The organism is Lapidilactobacillus luobeiensis (assembly GCF_024345205.1).
Classification (GTDB): Bacteria; Bacillota; Bacilli; order Lactobacillales; family Lactobacillaceae; genus Lapidilactobacillus; species Lapidilactobacillus luobeiensis.
This window is the reverse complement of the sequence record NZ_BROC01000021.1, coordinates 1-14,307: the sequence shown is the minus strand read 5'-3', so window position 1 is coordinate 14,307 and position 14,307 is coordinate 1. Positions and strand designations below refer to the sequence as shown.

15 protein-coding genes are annotated in these 14,307 nt (G+C 48.1%); 1 reads left to right on the top strand and 14 read right to left on the bottom strand.

Going from position 1 to position 14,307, the window contains the following annotated elements; all coding sequences use genetic code 11:
• Nucleotides 1-17 precede the first annotated feature (17 nt).
• The 4 genes from priA to gmk form a co-directional block, all read right to left on the bottom strand.
• Entirely contained in the window at nucleotides 18-2,423 is a 2,406-nt protein-coding gene (gene priA, locus OCU21_RS07645; RefSeq protein ID WP_261806849.1) for a primosomal protein N', read from the bottom strand.
• Between the two features lie 85 nt (nucleotides 2,424-2,508).
• Nucleotides 2,509-3,717 carry a bifunctional phosphopantothenoylcysteine decarboxylase/phosphopantothenate--cysteine ligase CoaBC gene (gene coaBC / locus OCU21_RS07640; RefSeq protein ID WP_261806848.1) on the bottom strand — a complete coding sequence of 403 codons (1,209 nt, stop codon included), beginning with the start codon at nucleotides 3,715-3,717 and terminating at the stop codon, nucleotides 2,509-2,511.
• 73 nt (nucleotides 3,718-3,790) lie between these two features.
• The gene (gene rpoZ / locus OCU21_RS07635; protein WP_261806847.1) at nucleotides 3,791-4,090 is read right to left on the bottom strand and encodes a DNA-directed RNA polymerase subunit omega; all 300 of its coding nucleotides are present in this window, start codon (nucleotides 4,088-4,090) and stop codon (nucleotides 3,791-3,793) included.
• Nucleotide 4,091: 1 nt separating this feature from the next.
• Complete coding sequence (gene gmk, locus OCU21_RS07630) at nucleotides 4,092-4,706, bottom strand: guanylate kinase (RefSeq protein WP_261806846.1); 615 nt, start codon at nucleotides 4,704-4,706, stop codon at nucleotides 4,092-4,094.
• 241 nt (nucleotides 4,707-4,947) lie between these two features.
• Between gmk and OCU21_RS07625 the strand changes: the two genes are divergently transcribed.
• Nucleotides 4,948-5,289: a YolD-like family protein gene (locus OCU21_RS07625; RefSeq protein WP_261806845.1), complete on the top strand. Its 342-nt coding sequence runs from the start codon at nucleotides 4,948-4,950 to the stop codon at nucleotides 5,287-5,289.
• A gap of 161 nt (nucleotides 5,290-5,450) precedes the next feature.
• On the opposite strand, the gene recN is transcribed toward OCU21_RS07625, so the two are convergent.
• The 10 genes from recN to efp all read right to left on the bottom strand — a co-directional run bounded on the left by recN (nucleotide 5,451) and on the right by efp (nucleotide 13,548).
• A complete protein-coding gene (gene recN / locus OCU21_RS07620) occupies nucleotides 5,451-7,163 on the bottom strand; it encodes a DNA repair protein RecN (RefSeq protein WP_261806844.1) in 1,713 nt (570 codons plus the stop codon).
• Nucleotides 7,164-7,194: 31 nt separating this feature from the next.
• Nucleotides 7,195-7,656: an arginine repressor gene (locus OCU21_RS07615; RefSeq protein WP_261806843.1), complete on the bottom strand. Its 462-nt coding sequence runs from the start codon at nucleotides 7,654-7,656 to the stop codon at nucleotides 7,195-7,197.
• 8 nt (nucleotides 7,657-7,664) lie between these two features.
• Nucleotides 7,665-8,495: a TlyA family RNA methyltransferase gene (locus OCU21_RS07610; RefSeq protein ID WP_261806842.1), complete on the bottom strand. Its 831-nt coding sequence runs from the start codon at nucleotides 8,493-8,495 to the stop codon at nucleotides 7,665-7,667.
• Nucleotides 8,492-9,391, bottom strand: coding sequence for a polyprenyl synthetase family protein (locus tag OCU21_RS07605; protein WP_261806841.1), 900 nt, complete (start codon nucleotides 9,389-9,391; stop codon nucleotides 8,492-8,494). The genes OCU21_RS07610 and OCU21_RS07605 overlap by 4 nt, the downstream gene beginning before the upstream one ends.
• Before the next feature lie 59 nt (nucleotides 9,392-9,450).
• Nucleotides 9,451-9,690 carry an exodeoxyribonuclease VII small subunit gene (locus OCU21_RS07600; protein WP_261806840.1) on the bottom strand — a complete coding sequence of 80 codons (240 nt, stop codon included), beginning with the start codon at nucleotides 9,688-9,690 and terminating at the stop codon, nucleotides 9,451-9,453.
• Nucleotides 9,683-11,032 carry an exodeoxyribonuclease VII large subunit gene (gene xseA, locus OCU21_RS07595; RefSeq protein WP_261806839.1) on the bottom strand — a complete coding sequence of 450 codons (1,350 nt, stop codon included), beginning with the start codon at nucleotides 11,030-11,032 and terminating at the stop codon, nucleotides 9,683-9,685. The genes OCU21_RS07600 and xseA overlap by 8 nt, the downstream gene beginning before the upstream one ends.
• Nucleotides 11,025-11,876, bottom strand: coding sequence for a bifunctional 5,10-methylenetetrahydrofolate dehydrogenase/5,10-methenyltetrahydrofolate cyclohydrolase (locus OCU21_RS07590; protein ID WP_261806838.1), 852 nt, complete (start codon nucleotides 11,874-11,876; stop codon nucleotides 11,025-11,027). The genes xseA and OCU21_RS07590 overlap by 8 nt, the downstream gene beginning before the upstream one ends.
• Before the next feature lie 115 nt (nucleotides 11,877-11,991).
• Nucleotides 11,992-12,459 carry a transcription antitermination factor NusB gene (gene nusB / locus OCU21_RS07585; RefSeq protein WP_261806837.1) on the bottom strand — a complete coding sequence of 156 codons (468 nt, stop codon included), beginning with the start codon at nucleotides 12,457-12,459 and terminating at the stop codon, nucleotides 11,992-11,994.
• A 4-nt stretch (nucleotides 12,460-12,463) separates the two neighbouring features.
• Nucleotides 12,464-12,970 (bottom strand): Asp23/Gls24 family envelope stress response protein, encoded by a 507-nt coding sequence (locus OCU21_RS07580; RefSeq protein ID WP_261806836.1) that lies wholly within the window; start codon nucleotides 12,968-12,970, stop codon nucleotides 12,464-12,466.
• A 14-nt stretch (nucleotides 12,971-12,984) separates the two neighbouring features.
• A complete protein-coding gene (efp, locus tag OCU21_RS07575; protein ID WP_261806835.1) occupies nucleotides 12,985-13,548 on the bottom strand; it encodes an elongation factor P in 564 nt (187 codons plus the stop codon).
• Nucleotides 13,549-14,307 lie beyond the last annotated feature (759 nt).

Here is a 14,307-nt window from a genome sequence, read left to right as displayed (position 1 = left end):
TTGATTACTCCTTATTATCAGGAAATTTGTAACGGTTCGCGATCGATTCGCAATTGAAAGCCACTCTCTTGTTGCATTTCAAGCACTAAGCGTTGCAAAGTCGTAAACAGTTTTTCTTCATGTTTATATTTGATGATGAATTGATAATAGTACTGATTATTGATCCGAGCGATCATCCGTGGTGTGGGACCAAGCAACACCGCCGATTTTGAAAGAACGGGACTCACTTGTCGATATAACTGATAGATTTTTTGCGCGGCCAGATCCTCTTGACGATGATTGACCGAAACTAAGATCGTGTAATAATATGGCGGATAACCGCCAACATGACGCAGGTGCATCTCCCGTTGGTAAAAAGCCTCATAATCCTGATGCGACGCTAACTGGATCGCATAATTGTCGGGATTATAAGTTTGGATCAAAACCTGTCCTTGTTTTTCAGCACGGCCGGCGCGACCACTGACCTGTGTCAATAATTGAAAGGTCTTTTCACTCGCGCGAAAATCCGGCAAACTTAGCGACGTATCAGCGTTGATCACACCTACTAGGGTCACATTAGGAAAATCCAAGCCTTTAGCGATCATTTGCGTCCCCAACAGAATATCGGCTTCTTGCCGACCAAACTTCTTGATCAGACGCTGATGACCACCTTTGCGTGCCGTGGTATCCACATCCATTCTTAAAATACGCGCCTGAGGAAGGATCGCCGCTAATTCCGCTTCGATCCTTTGTGTCCCCGCGCCAAAATCGCGGATCTGGGAACTATGACAAACGGGGCAGACTTGTGGGATCGCTTCTTGATGACCACAATAATGACATTTTAACGCCTGAATGTCGCGATGCAAGGTCAAGGAGATATCACAATTTGGGCATTTAATGACATTACCACAGTCACGGCATAATACAAAATTAGCATACCCGCGCCGATTAAGCAAAAGGATACTTTGTTCATGTTGCTTTAAGCGTTGCGCCAACGCGTCGATCAGTTCCTGAGAAAAACTCGGTTTACCGTCGACTTTTCCAACACTACGCATGTCCAAAACTTTAACTTCAGGTAATTGCGCGCTTTTTGGTCGTTGGGTCAATCGTAGTAAATGATACACATTTTTCTGAGCTCGCGCCCGCGATTCCAACGAGGGCGTCGCGCTACCCAAGATCACTGGGCAATGATGTGTCGTTGCCCGATGCAAGACCACGTCGCGAGCATGATAACGGGGCATATCGTCCTGTTTATAACTACTTTCATGTTCTTCGTCAATGATCATCACACCAATGTTTTTCAGTGGCGCAAAAGCCGCGGAACGAGCGCCAACGACTACACGTGCTTCGCCCCGTTCGATCCGACGCCACTCATCAAAACGTTCCCCCACCGAAAGGCCACTGTGTAAGACAGCCACATCTTTTTGAAAACGTTCCTGAACACGTTGGACCATTTGTGGGGTCAAGGCGATCTCAGGGACAAGCATCAAGGCGGTCTTTCCTTGCCGTAGTGCATCCGCCATTGCCGCTAGATAAACTTCGGTCTTACCACTACCAGTGATGCCTTCCAATAAGAAGACTTCTCGTTGTGCTACTGTCATCGCCTGCGCGACAGCATGATAGGCTGCCGCCTGTTCCCCAGTTAGGGGCAAGGCTGCTTTAGGTGTCGGCAAAGGGTTCGGCTGCCGATATTGTTCGATCTGACGCCGTTGGAGCCAGGCTTTTTTTACCGCGGTGGTCAGCGTTGTTTGCTTAAGCTCAGGCAAGGCCTCCCGCCATTGTTCACTGGTCCCGGAAAACTGGGGGTGTTGTTGCAAAAAAGTCAACAGCGCTAATTGTTGATGGGCATTGGCTCTAGTCGTTTGAGCCATTTCTGTCGCCTGCGCCATCGTCAAATTACTGCTGTACAGCGCCACCTCTTTGATCTGACCTTTTTGCGCGACTTGCTGATCGATCTTGATCTGACCTGTTTGTTCCGCAGTTTTTAACGCGCGTAGCAAGGGCGCCGAGATTTGTTCTGGGATCTTTCCTGTGGTTTGACTGTCTAATAATGGTGTCAATAGTGACCCTGCCGCCAAAGGCTTTTGGAGCTGAAACCGCCGCTGATAACTGGCACGCAACGCATTTGGTAACATCGTCTGTAAGCAACTGATCAGAAAAGAGAAGGTATCTTGCGCCAGCCACTCAGCCAAGGCCAGCATCTCCTCGTTCAAAACAGGGGTCAAGTCAAGCACTTCACTGATCGGTTTCAAGCGTCCTTTAAAGCTTGACTTCTCGGCCAAACGCCAAACAAAGCCCTGACGTTGTTTTTTTCGCGAACGGCCAAAGGGTACTAAGACCCGCATTCCTGGCGCAATGATCGTCGTCAGCTCCGGAGGCACAGCGTAATCGAAAGCACGATTAGTCTGTTGCGCCGGTATATCAATAATGATTTGCGCGATCATCAAACCCACCCCTTTCTGAGATTTTATGATCTGATCGACTGCTGGATCTGATCCCCACACGACCGTCTTTTATTCTACAACCATTCTACAACAGTTTCTTCGCGGTGATCGCCGTGATGATCGTCTGAGCCATCGCGATCTTACTCATTAACGGCAGGACTTGTTGACTGCCGTCCGCAAACAATAAAGTTCCCTGATTCTGATCAACATCAAACCCACTGTCTGTCCGACCAACAGGGTTAGCCACGATCAGATCTAATTGTTTCTGCTGTAATTTAGTCGTCGCATTTGCTAACAATCGTTGCGTTTCCGCGGCAAAACCAACGACCACCTGTTTTTTTCTCAATGGTTTTAGACTGGCTAAAATATCAGGATTTTTGACCAGCGTCAGTTGAAGTTGCGCTTGATCAGCTTGCTTCTTGATTTTATTAGCGGCCGGTGTACTCATTCGAAAATCAGCAGGTGCCGCCGCCATCAATAATAGATCAGTTTTCGAGAAAAGTCGGTCTACCGCCGCTTGCAAGTCAGCAGTGGAAGTCACCTTAACCGTTTCAGCAGGAAAGGTCTGCGGGCCCGCCACTGAACTGATCACAGTTACCGTCGCGCCGGCCCAGTAAGCCGCCTGAGCCAAGGCCCAGCCCATTTTTCCTGAAGAATGATTACCAATATAGCGGACTGGATCAATGGCCTCACGTGTGCCACCAGCGGTGACCAACACGTGCTTGCCCGCTAAAATCGCTGCGGTCTGTTGCCGCTGCCAAGCGTTCATGATCAAGCTCACCATAGTCGTTGGCTCTGGCATCCGGCCCTTGGCGGCATATCCCTCGGCTAAAAAACCATTTTCTGGTTCGAATACTGTGACTTGATCTGCTCGTAATTGGGCCAAGTTACGTTGGGTTGCTGCCGCCGCGTACATTTGATCATTCATCGCTGGAAAAACAAAAATCGGTTTATTGGTCGCTAATAAGGCCGTCGTCGCCAGATCATCCGCAATCCCAGCCGCCATTTTTGCCAAAATATTAGCCGTCGCTGGTGCGACAACGACCAGATCTGCCCAGATCGTCAGGTCTAGGTGGCTGATCGCGGTCGTATTGGTGTGCAGATAATGTTCATCATAAACTGGATGGCGACTGACCACAGCCAATGTTTGCGCCGTCACAAAAGCACTAGCCGCCTGGGTCATAATAACTTGGACCTCTGCGCCCTGCTTGATCAAGTCTCTGATGAATTGGGGGATCTTATAAGCCGCGATCCCTCCCGAAACAATCACCAACACATGTTTGCCCTGATACATTTCAGCCACCTCATTATTTTATTGAATAAAAAACGAACCTTCTGACCGCATGTGCGTTAGAAGGTCCCTACATCTATTTAGCTGCTTGATCACCGGACGCTGGATCGTTAGGCTTTTCTAGATCCTCACGTTGTTCACGAGCGTCAACCGCTTCCGCGTCAGCTTCTTTTAAATTAGAATGAGGATCGATCCCGATTTTACCAGCGGCGATCTCCTCTAAAGCTAGACCAACAGTTTTATCAGAACGATAATGTTCCAACATCTCAAAATCGCCTGCTTCTAGTTGGTGGGCCCGCTTAGCGGCCAAGATCGCCAAAGAATAGCGTGAATCAACTTTCTCTAATAATTTATCGATCGGTGGGTATGAAATCATCTTAATCTTCTCCTAACATACTCTGATAAGTGTCTAAGACTCGCGCTACACGGAGATGCTCACTGGCAATGATCCGCTCGATTCGATCGACCGCCAAATCAACTTGATCATTGACGACTGCATAATCGTAATTCGTCATCAAGTTGATCTCTTCGCGCGCCGTTTGCATCCGTCGCTTGATCGTCGCCATATCATCCGTACCTCGCTTAACGATCCGCTCTTGTAAAATGTGCAGATCAGGCGGTGTCAAGAAAATAAAAACACCATCACTGACTTTGCTTCGAACCTGCATCGCCCCTTTGACCTCGATCTCCAGCAGGACATCTTGACCTTGTTCGAGCATTTGATTCACGTAACGTAAAGGGGTGCCATAGTAATTGCCAACATACTGCGCATACTCCAGCATGCCGCCATTAGCGATCTCAGCTTCGAATTCTTCGCGCGTGCGGAAATAATAATCGACCCCATCGACCTCACCTGGCCGTGGTTGGCGCGTTGTCATTGAGATCGAATATTTGAACTGTTGTCCGTATTTAGCGACCATCGCCTGCCGAACAGTTCCCTTGCCGACCCCAGACGGGCCAGATAAAACAATCAACATACCTTTTTCAGACATTCAGAAAGCTCCCAAAACAAATTAGTCAATAGATATATATTGCCCTTTTTTACGATTTTTTTCAAGTCCTTAGACGCCAAGCCGAAAAAAAAGAGCGCTGGAGCGGCGAGTTAACAGTCATTAGCCAATTTAGAAAAAAAGTCGATTTTAAAATGAATACATAAAAATAAGCAAAAAAGCTTGCTTTTCGAACAGATGTTCGTATAATGAAGATACAAACACTTGTTCGGAGGAATGCGCTATGTCAGTTTTCAAAAAAATCAGCCACAATCTTTCCAAGACACTTTATTCCTTTTTCGATCTTGAGGAGCAGCCTACCTCGGCCAATCAAACACCCCGGCCCAGTGGCTACCCGACCCTTGACCCACAGCAACTGACGGAACAAATCAACTTCCTATTACACAACCCACAGACCGTTTCACTGCAGATCAAGGCCGCTACCGCCAATCAAACCGGGACCCAGTTTTTGATCGGGCATTTCAAAACGATCGATCCGCAGCAGCATACCGTGATTTTTGTGGTCAATCATAGCAACTTGATCCAATTGGTCGATTTTGACCAGATCATTCGGATCGCCGCATAATTCTTTTATCAGGCCCACAAATAAACAGGCTCATGATCAGTAAATTCGGATCCATCCAATCCGACTGATCATGAGCCTGTTTTTACTATTCAGATCGTGCTGAAACACGACTTCAATATTGTATTCAGCACAAACTATAGAACTTACTGTTGACCGCAAATTTATGATTCGGGTTGTCGGTCGCGTTGTGATTTGCTGGCCGTAGCCTGAGCAACCAGTTCCGCGGCATGTTCTTCAGCCAAAGGCGTGACCTCTTTGCCCGCGATCATTTTGGCAATGACTTCGACGCGATCCTCACCAGTTACTGGGTGTAGTGAAGTCGTTGTTTCCTCGTGGCGGATCGTTTTCTCGATCAAGTATTGATGGTCACTCATCGCGGCGACTTGTGGCAAATGGGTGATACATAGAACCTGCGAATAGCGTGCGATCAAGTTGATCTTGTCCGCGATAGCCTGTGCCACACGGCCACTCACACCGGTATCCACTTCATCAAAAATTATACTGGTGACGCCTTCACTATGCGCGATGATCGTTTTGATCGCCAACATGATCCGAGAAAGCTCCCCGCCAGACGCGATCTTGACCAATGGTTTCAAATCCTCACCAGGATTCGTGCGCAAATAGAATGCCACTTGGTCCTGACCGTATTTAGTAAAGTTTGGTGTTTTTTGTGGTTGAAAATGAACAGCAAAAACAGCCTTGTCCATATATAGTGACGCTAATTGCTGATGGATCGACTGCGCCAGACGTTCACTGACTTCATGACGAGCCGTCGTCAATTTATTAGCCGCCGCCGCAAGCTCTGTGCGCACCGCTTTATAAGCTGTCTCGATCTGGTCGCCAGCATCCGTCACTTGTTTCATTTGCTGATATTCTGTTAAAATTTTTGCCTCATAGGCCTGAACATCAGCCAAAGTGGGACCATATTTACGCTTAAGGTTATTGATGATCTCTAAACGCTGTTCGATCTCACTGAGCCGGTCGGCATCAAATTCAAGGATATCTAGCTGATCCTGTAACCCAGTCCCAACATCTTGTAATTCATAATAAGCGCTGTCCAAATGATCAGCCAATTCCTGATAATCAGGGCTTAAATTGGCGATGCTATTCATTTGTTCCATCACGACCGCTGTCAGATCCAGCGCATTAGGTTCTTCGTTCGTCAACAGCGCCAAACTCTGCTGTAAAGCTAAACTGATTTTTTGAAAATTAGTCAATTGTTGCCGCTCCTGCAACAAAGCTTCATCTTCATGCGCCTGGATCTTAGCCTCACCGATCTCTTGTAACTGAAATTGCAACATATCCAAGCGTTGCACATATGCCTGCTCATTCTTTTGCTTGTCTTCCAACTGCCGTTTAAGCTCACGATAATGTTGATAGACCGCTTGATAATCAGTCAATAATGAACCGATCGTCGCCTGACCATACTGATCAAGGATTGCCAAGTGATGTTCGGGATTCATCAATTCTTGATGCTCGTTTTGACCATGGATATCCACCAACTGTTCCCCGACTGCTCGCAGCACACTGGTCGTAACGATCTTACCATTGATTCGGCAAACATTACGGCCATTCCGACTCAATTCCCGTTCAAGTAAAACATTTTGACCATCTCGTTCTAGATCATGTTCTGCTAACAACGCAAATAACCGCGGGTTGTGATCAACTAAGAATAACCCTTGGATATCCGTTTTCTTGGCTTTACTCCGGATAAAATCACTGGATCCACGACCACCAACTAATAATCCCAAAGCATCGATAATGATCGACTTTCCTGCACCAGTCTCCCCAGTCAGCACCGTCATTCCTGAATCAAAATCGACCTCAAGATGCTCAATGATCGCAAAATCGCGAATAATCAAATTTGCTAACATTATTGAATGCCTCCGCTTCTGAACTGACCGATCAGTCGATCAGCGCGCTCAATCGCTGCCAAATCGTTGCGATCGCCGTTGGCTCATTCTTGATGATCAATAAGACCCCATCATCATTGGCCAAAGCCATGAACAATTCTGACCATTGTAACGCCTTGATCGCACTAGCGACAACTGGGCCACTCCCAGGCAAGGTCTGCATACTGATCAGGTTATCTTGCCGATCGATCCTGACCCGCGCTGAATCCAATAGTTGCTTCAAAACTTGCGCATCGGTTTCAACGGTATTAGCCGTCTGCTGGGCGATCTGGTAAATGAACCCTTGAGCCGTATTGATCTTGATCAATTGCATTTCTTTGATATCCCGTGAAATCGTGGCCTGCGTCACTTCATAACCATGAGCCTTCAAATAAGCGACCAAATCGACTTGATTGTGGATCGTATTGGTGGCCACGGCCTGACGGATCAACTGTTGTCGCTGTTCTTTTTTCATCTTCTACCTCAAATTTCCTTGCTGGCCAATGTGGCCCAAGCCTGCGCGACGACAGATTCGATCCGCTGATTCGCGAAAGGAATGACTGCCGTTTGATCACCGATCAATTTAAAATACGCCAAAAACTCGATATTGCCCGAACCACCGGTGATCGGTGAGAAGTCCAAACCCATAACTTGATAACCTTGAGTTTCCGCAAAAGTTAAGATCTTAGTCAAAACGGCCCGATGAACGGCAGGATCACGAACGATACCGTGCTTACCAACATGTTCACGGCCTGCCTCAAATTGGGGTTTGATCAACGCCGCCAAATGACCACCAGGACTTAAGATCTTGGTCAGCGGTGGCAAAATCAAAGCCAAGGAAATAAACGAAACATCAGTGACCGCGATCGTCGGCTGACCTTGCGTGAAATCAGCAGGCTGACTGTAACGAAAATTTTGTCGTTCCATCACCACGACTCGGGGATCTTCGCGCAATTTCCAGGCCAATTGATTATAGCCAACATCCAATGCATAGACTAAGCGCGCCCCATTTTGTAGCGCCACATCAGTGAAACCACCCGTTGAGGCCCCGATATCCAGAACTGTCGTCCCTGCAAAATCGATTTCAAAAACCTGTTGCGCCTTCGCCAATTTAAAACCGCCGCGCGACACGTAGGGATTGATCTGCCCCTTGACTCGTAAAACCGTTTCGGGATCGATTTTTTCACCCGGCTTATCTAAACGTTCTTCATTCTTGCCTACGACTTGACCAGCCATTACCGCCCGCTTGGCCTGTTCACGGGAAGTGAACAGCCCTTGTTGGACCAACAAAATATCTACCCGTTCTTTTTTCACAATTTCATTTCCTTATCAAAGTAATCGAGAAAGCCAATTAAAAGGTCTGAAGAGAAGTCAGCCGCTGCTGTCAAACGCGTCAAAATCATTCGTGCCTGCTGAACTTCTTGGGCCAAGACCGCTTGAGCCGCGGGGACCCCCAACAAACTAGGGTAGGTGTTCTTGCCGGCTTTAGTGTCTTTATGAACCGCCTTTCCCAGCTGAGCGGCATCGCCATGCAGATCCTGTAGATCATCAAAGATTTGGAAAGCCAACCCAAAATGTCGGCCAAAATCTAATAATGCCTCAGTGGCCGGCACTGGTAGGGCCAAACGTTCCGCAGCTAAGGCTAAAGGCACGGTCAAGAGCGCCCCAGTTTTAAGCGCATCTAATTGTTTGATCGTGGTCAGATCTGACACATCAGTCCCTGTTGCAGTGATGTCGATTGCTTGGCCGGCGACCATACCACTGGGACCGCTAGCCTGCGCCAAAGTCGCACACATTTTCCCACCAACGGCTGCTGGTGCTGCTGCGCCTAACCATTGAAAAGCCAAAGTCAGCAAGCCATCCCCAGCCAAGATCGCCATCGCTTCACCAAAACGTTTGTGATTGGTCAGTTGGCCACGACGATAATCATCATTGTCCATGGCGGGCAGATCATCATGGATCAGAGAATAAGTATGGACCAATTCCAAAGCGCCAGCGATTGCTAGATCCATTTCCTCATCAAGCGTTGTCCAACTTTGGATCGTGGCCAGATACAGTAACGGTCGCATTCTTTTGCCCCCGGCCAAAACAGAATAACGCATACTCGCGGCTAATTTTGGCTGGGTGATCTCCACATCACTCAACCGTTTCGCCAAATAGGCATCGATTTTTGACCGCCAAATTTGGTTGAATGTTTCTGTTGTTGTCACCTGACTTACTCCCTTCACCCTAAAACCGATTTTAACCAACTTTTAGATCCAGTCCAAACTTATTTTGCCTGTTGATTGTCGTCATCAGCCAAATCACTCACATTACCTTGTTCGTCCACGACTTTTGTCAGGGTCTGCTCAGCCTGCGCCAATGTTTGTTCCAAGGACCGCGACAAGGCGATCCCGGTTTGAAATTTCGCCAAAGCTGTTTCTAGAGGAACATTGCCTTGTTCCAATTCGTTAACGATCTGGCTCAGTTCATCCAATTGTGCTTCAAAACTCTTTTTAGGCTCACTCATTTTTATCATTCTCCTTTTGCAAGACATTAGCCTTGATCCGACCATCTTTGAGTTGGAGTTGAAAAGTTTGCCCCACTTGAAAGTCGATCACACTGGTCAATGCCTTTTGCGTATGCTCATCACTGGCATAACTGTAACCTCGAGCCACAGTCCGCAATGGGCTGAGCTGGTCTAAGGCCTGCATCTGCTGTCCCGCCTGTTGCCGTTTCTGTTGTAGCAACCCCTGCATCGCACGAGTTGACCGCTGCTGTAGATTTTCGACCCGGAGGCGCTGATTGTCGACCTGTGCACTTGGATCGACCTGACCCAATCTCTGGGTCACTTTTTGTAACAGCTGGCGGCGAGTTTGTAAATAAGCCTGGCCGGTTTGGCGGAAACGTTGCTGTAATAAATCTAATTGCTGCAGATAGCCTTGATAAAGACGCTCTGGATGCTGAAAAAGGAAACTCTGTTGTTGTCGTTGTAATTGTTGCCGCCACAACTGTAATTGGCGCTGAAAGCTCCGGAGTAAGCGCGTGCGTCCGTCCAAGACACTGGCCAACACCTCACTTAATTGCGGCGTAGCCAACTCAGCAGCGGCTGTTGGCGTTGCCGCTCTTTGATCAGCGACTAGGTCCGCGATCGTTGTATCTGTTTCATGGCCAACTGATGAAATGATCGGGATCGGACTGGCGACCATTGTTCGCGCCACGATCTCCTCGTTGAAGGGCCACAGATCCTCGATCGAACCGCCACCACGACCAATAATGATCACATCAAAATCCGCATACTGATAAACTTGACGCAATCGTTGCACCAAGGAATCCGCCGCTTGATTGCCCTGAACGACTGCGGGGAAGAGGACGATCTGTGCCAAGGGATCTCGTCGCGCTGCAGTAGTCATGATGTCATGGATAACGGCGCCGGAACGACTGGTGATCACCGCGATCCGCTTGGGGAAGCGAGGTAACGCCCGTTTCGGTCGGCTAAACAAACCTTCCGTCGCCAATTTTTCTTTCAATTGTTCGTAAGCCAAATAAAGCGCGCCGATCCCATCAGGTTCCATTCGATCAATGGTGATCTGATATTGACCACTTTGAGCGTACAAAGTCACTTGCCCAACAACGTTGACTTTCATACCGGTCTCAGGTTGAAATTTGACTTTCTTAAAGGCGCCGGCAAACATGACCACATTGATCTTAGCGTGATCATCTTTCAAAGAAAAATATTGATGACCACTTCGCGGGCGAAAATTCGAGATCTCACCAGTCAGATAAACTCGCTGGAGATAGGGATCATAATCAAACTTCCGCTTCAAATAAGTCGTCAATTGGGTCACAGATAAATAATTCGACTCAACCATGATACACCCGACCCTCAGCTAAATCGACAGTCTGACTAAGCAAGGCCGCGATCGTCATTGGCCCGACTCCGCCCGGGACCGGGGTCAGATATCCTGCGCGTGTTGCCACCGCTGGAGCCACGTCACCAACTAAGTGACCTGCCACGCGATTGGTCCCCACATCGATCACGATCGCTCCTGGTTTGACAAAATCCGCAGTCACAAAATCGGCTTGACCCACTGCCGCGATCAATAGATCGGCCTGCGCGCATAAAGTCTGAACGTTGGCCGTGTGTGAATGGGCGATCGTCACAGTAGCATCGGCCGCCAACAGTAACCCTGCCACAGGCCGCCCGACGATCAAACTCCGACCTAAAACCACCGCGTTTTTCCCAGCGACTGACAGCTGATGATCCGCCAATAACTTCATGATCCCCGCAGCCGTTGCAGGTACTAAGTTAGGCCGTCCAGACCAGAGCTGACCCAGATTATAAGGATGAAAACCATCAACATCTTTTGCCGGATCCACCGCCAATAGGATCTCAGCCTCATTGAGGTGTGGCGGCAATGGCAACTGGACCAAGATACCATCGATCTCCTGATCTTGATTCAGTTTAGCAACAGTAGCCAATACTTCGGCCTGTGTCGCCGATTCAGCCAAACGCCGAACTGTTGAAACGATCCCGACCTTTTCTGCCTGCCGCGCTTTATTGCGCACATAGATCTCACTAGCAGGATCATGTCCGACCAAAACTACCGCCAACCCGGGAACGATTTTTTTCATTCGTAAGCGCTCAACGCGTGCCGCCGTTGCTGCACGCCAAGCTCGCGCACTCGTCTTGCCATCCAATAAGGTTGCTGTCAACTTGATTCCCCCAGTTTTTTTAACTTATTATTCCCAAAATAAAACTGTCCCGCAAAGCTGAGCCACACCAAAATGCGTGGCCCTCTTTGTAGCGACAGTCCAGTGTGGTACGTCTTTATTTTTTCGGCTGATCCGCAGCGGGTACGAAACTCGCTAAAACACCATTGATAAATTTCGCCGAGCGCTCATCGCTGAATGTTTTCGCAAGCTCGATCGCTTCATTGATCGCGACTGCGGTCGGTACTTGTTCTTGATACTTCAATTCATACAATCCCAAACGGAGGATCAGTAGATCGGTTTTAGAAAGACGGGATAAAGTCCACCCCTGCTTTAGCTTGGGCGCTAACGCCGCATCCAATTGCGGGGCTTCAGTCAGAACTCCGGTCACTAACTGTTCCAAATAGGCCTGATTACTATCGCTTAGATCCAAGATGACCGGCGTTTCGTCTGCCTCTGGTTGCCGTTGGTCGCGATCATTCGTCAATACTTCTTGTAGCGCATTATTGACTGATAGATCCCCATTGCCCGCGATCATAAAGAGCGCTTGAAAAGCGAACGCTCGCGCTTGATGACGATTCAACATGTTCTTATTCACCTGCAGGTCGATCTGGCGCCACATCATTTGCTGATGCTGTGGTCGGTACTACCGCTTCCTCAGCAGTCGCTTGATCGGCTTCATCGATAGCATCCGCAAAAAAGGCCTTGGGATCAACCTTCGCTTCCTTTTCTGGAACAACGCCTTCAACATGGACGTTGACTTCCGCCAACTTTAGATCAGTCATGTAGTAGAGCTGTTCTTTCAGAGTTTGTTGCATCTCTAGGGCCACCTTAGGCACTGAGACACCATAATTTAAATAGACGTAAACGTCAGCGCTCAATCGTTCGCCGTCCACGGTCAGTTCGACGCCGCGACCATGATCTTGTCGACCTAGGATGTAATTGATGCTACTGGCAAGATTGCCCCGCATCTCATAAACACCGTCGATCTGTTTAGCGGCGATACCTAAAATGATCTCGATCACTTGTGGCGCGATCTGGATCGCACCACGATGACCCTCGCGTTCTGCTAAAACAATATTTTGTTCTTCTGCCATGAACTTGTGACCTCCTAGCTATTCGCTCTTGAGATATAACTGCCATCTGATGTATTGATGCTTAGAACATCGCCGGCATTGATGAAGAAAGGAACATTGACGACTAAACCAGTTTCCATCGTTGCTGGTTTAGTACCGCCGGAAGATGTATCGCCACGGATCCCAGGTTCTGTTTCCGCGACAGTCAAATCAACTGTATTCGGCAAGTCGACCCCTAAGGTTTCAGCGCCATACATCATAACGCCAACAACCATATTTTCCTTCAAATATTTCAGTTCATCTTGGATCTCTGCACCAGGCAATTCCAACTGTTCATAAGTGGTTGTATCCATGAACACATAGTTATCACCATCTGCATAAAGATACTGCATTTGCTTGCTGTCGATCTGTGCCCGTTCAACCTTTTCAGTCGCTCGAAAAGTTTTTTCTTGAACTGCACCATTACGCAAGTTTTTCAGCTTAGTTCTAACAAACGCGCCGCCTTTGCCTGGCTTAACGTGTTGAAATTCAACAACTCGCCATAAACTACCATCAACTTGAATGGTCAAGCCGTTTTTCAATTCGTTTACTGAAATCATATTTATGCCTCACTTATTTATTCAATACTCTTACTATATCAATCAAACCCCCTATAATGCAACAAAAAACGTAGGCTTGGGCTTGGTTTTGTCCATCCCGCCGCAGCTTACGCTACGCCGACAGCCTTCAATGGAAATTGCTTTTTCCGGCTAAAAGTAGGTTGTCCGCAGCTTGCACTGCGAAATTCGGGGTGAGCTCGCTGTGGGCGTCACTTTGAGCTTCGCAAAACCCGCGAATCTCAAAGCTGAGCCTTATTCTAAGCGGCAAAGCCGCTAAGAATAACGACACGGCGATCTCACCCCGAATTTCTCCGCTCCAGCCGCTCAACTTTTTAACAGCCGTTTGAGCACTCACGCCGACTGGCAGGCTATGGCCAATTGATGAGGATCCACGCAATTGACGACCATAGCTAGTGGTCATAAGCTTTAAATTGGTGACACCAGCGCAGTCTGGCTGATGAACTAAGACAAGGGCTTGATTAATCAACTAAATTGGTCGGGTTCCACTCAAGGATTTTCTAGGGAGCAGGTAAAGATGTTCAACCAACCCAAGCTGTACTAATCGCCTAATCCAATTCCGTTGACCTTGCTGTACCACCTCAAAAGTGGGCAATCGTTTGACCACCTCATTTGCAAAACCTCTTCGTCAGATACCCAACTTCGATTGCAGATAGGCTCAATGCTGCCTAGCAACCGCCTCAGGACGTGTGGCTCAGCGGTGAGATTATTCTTAGCGATTTATCGCTTAGAATAAGGCTC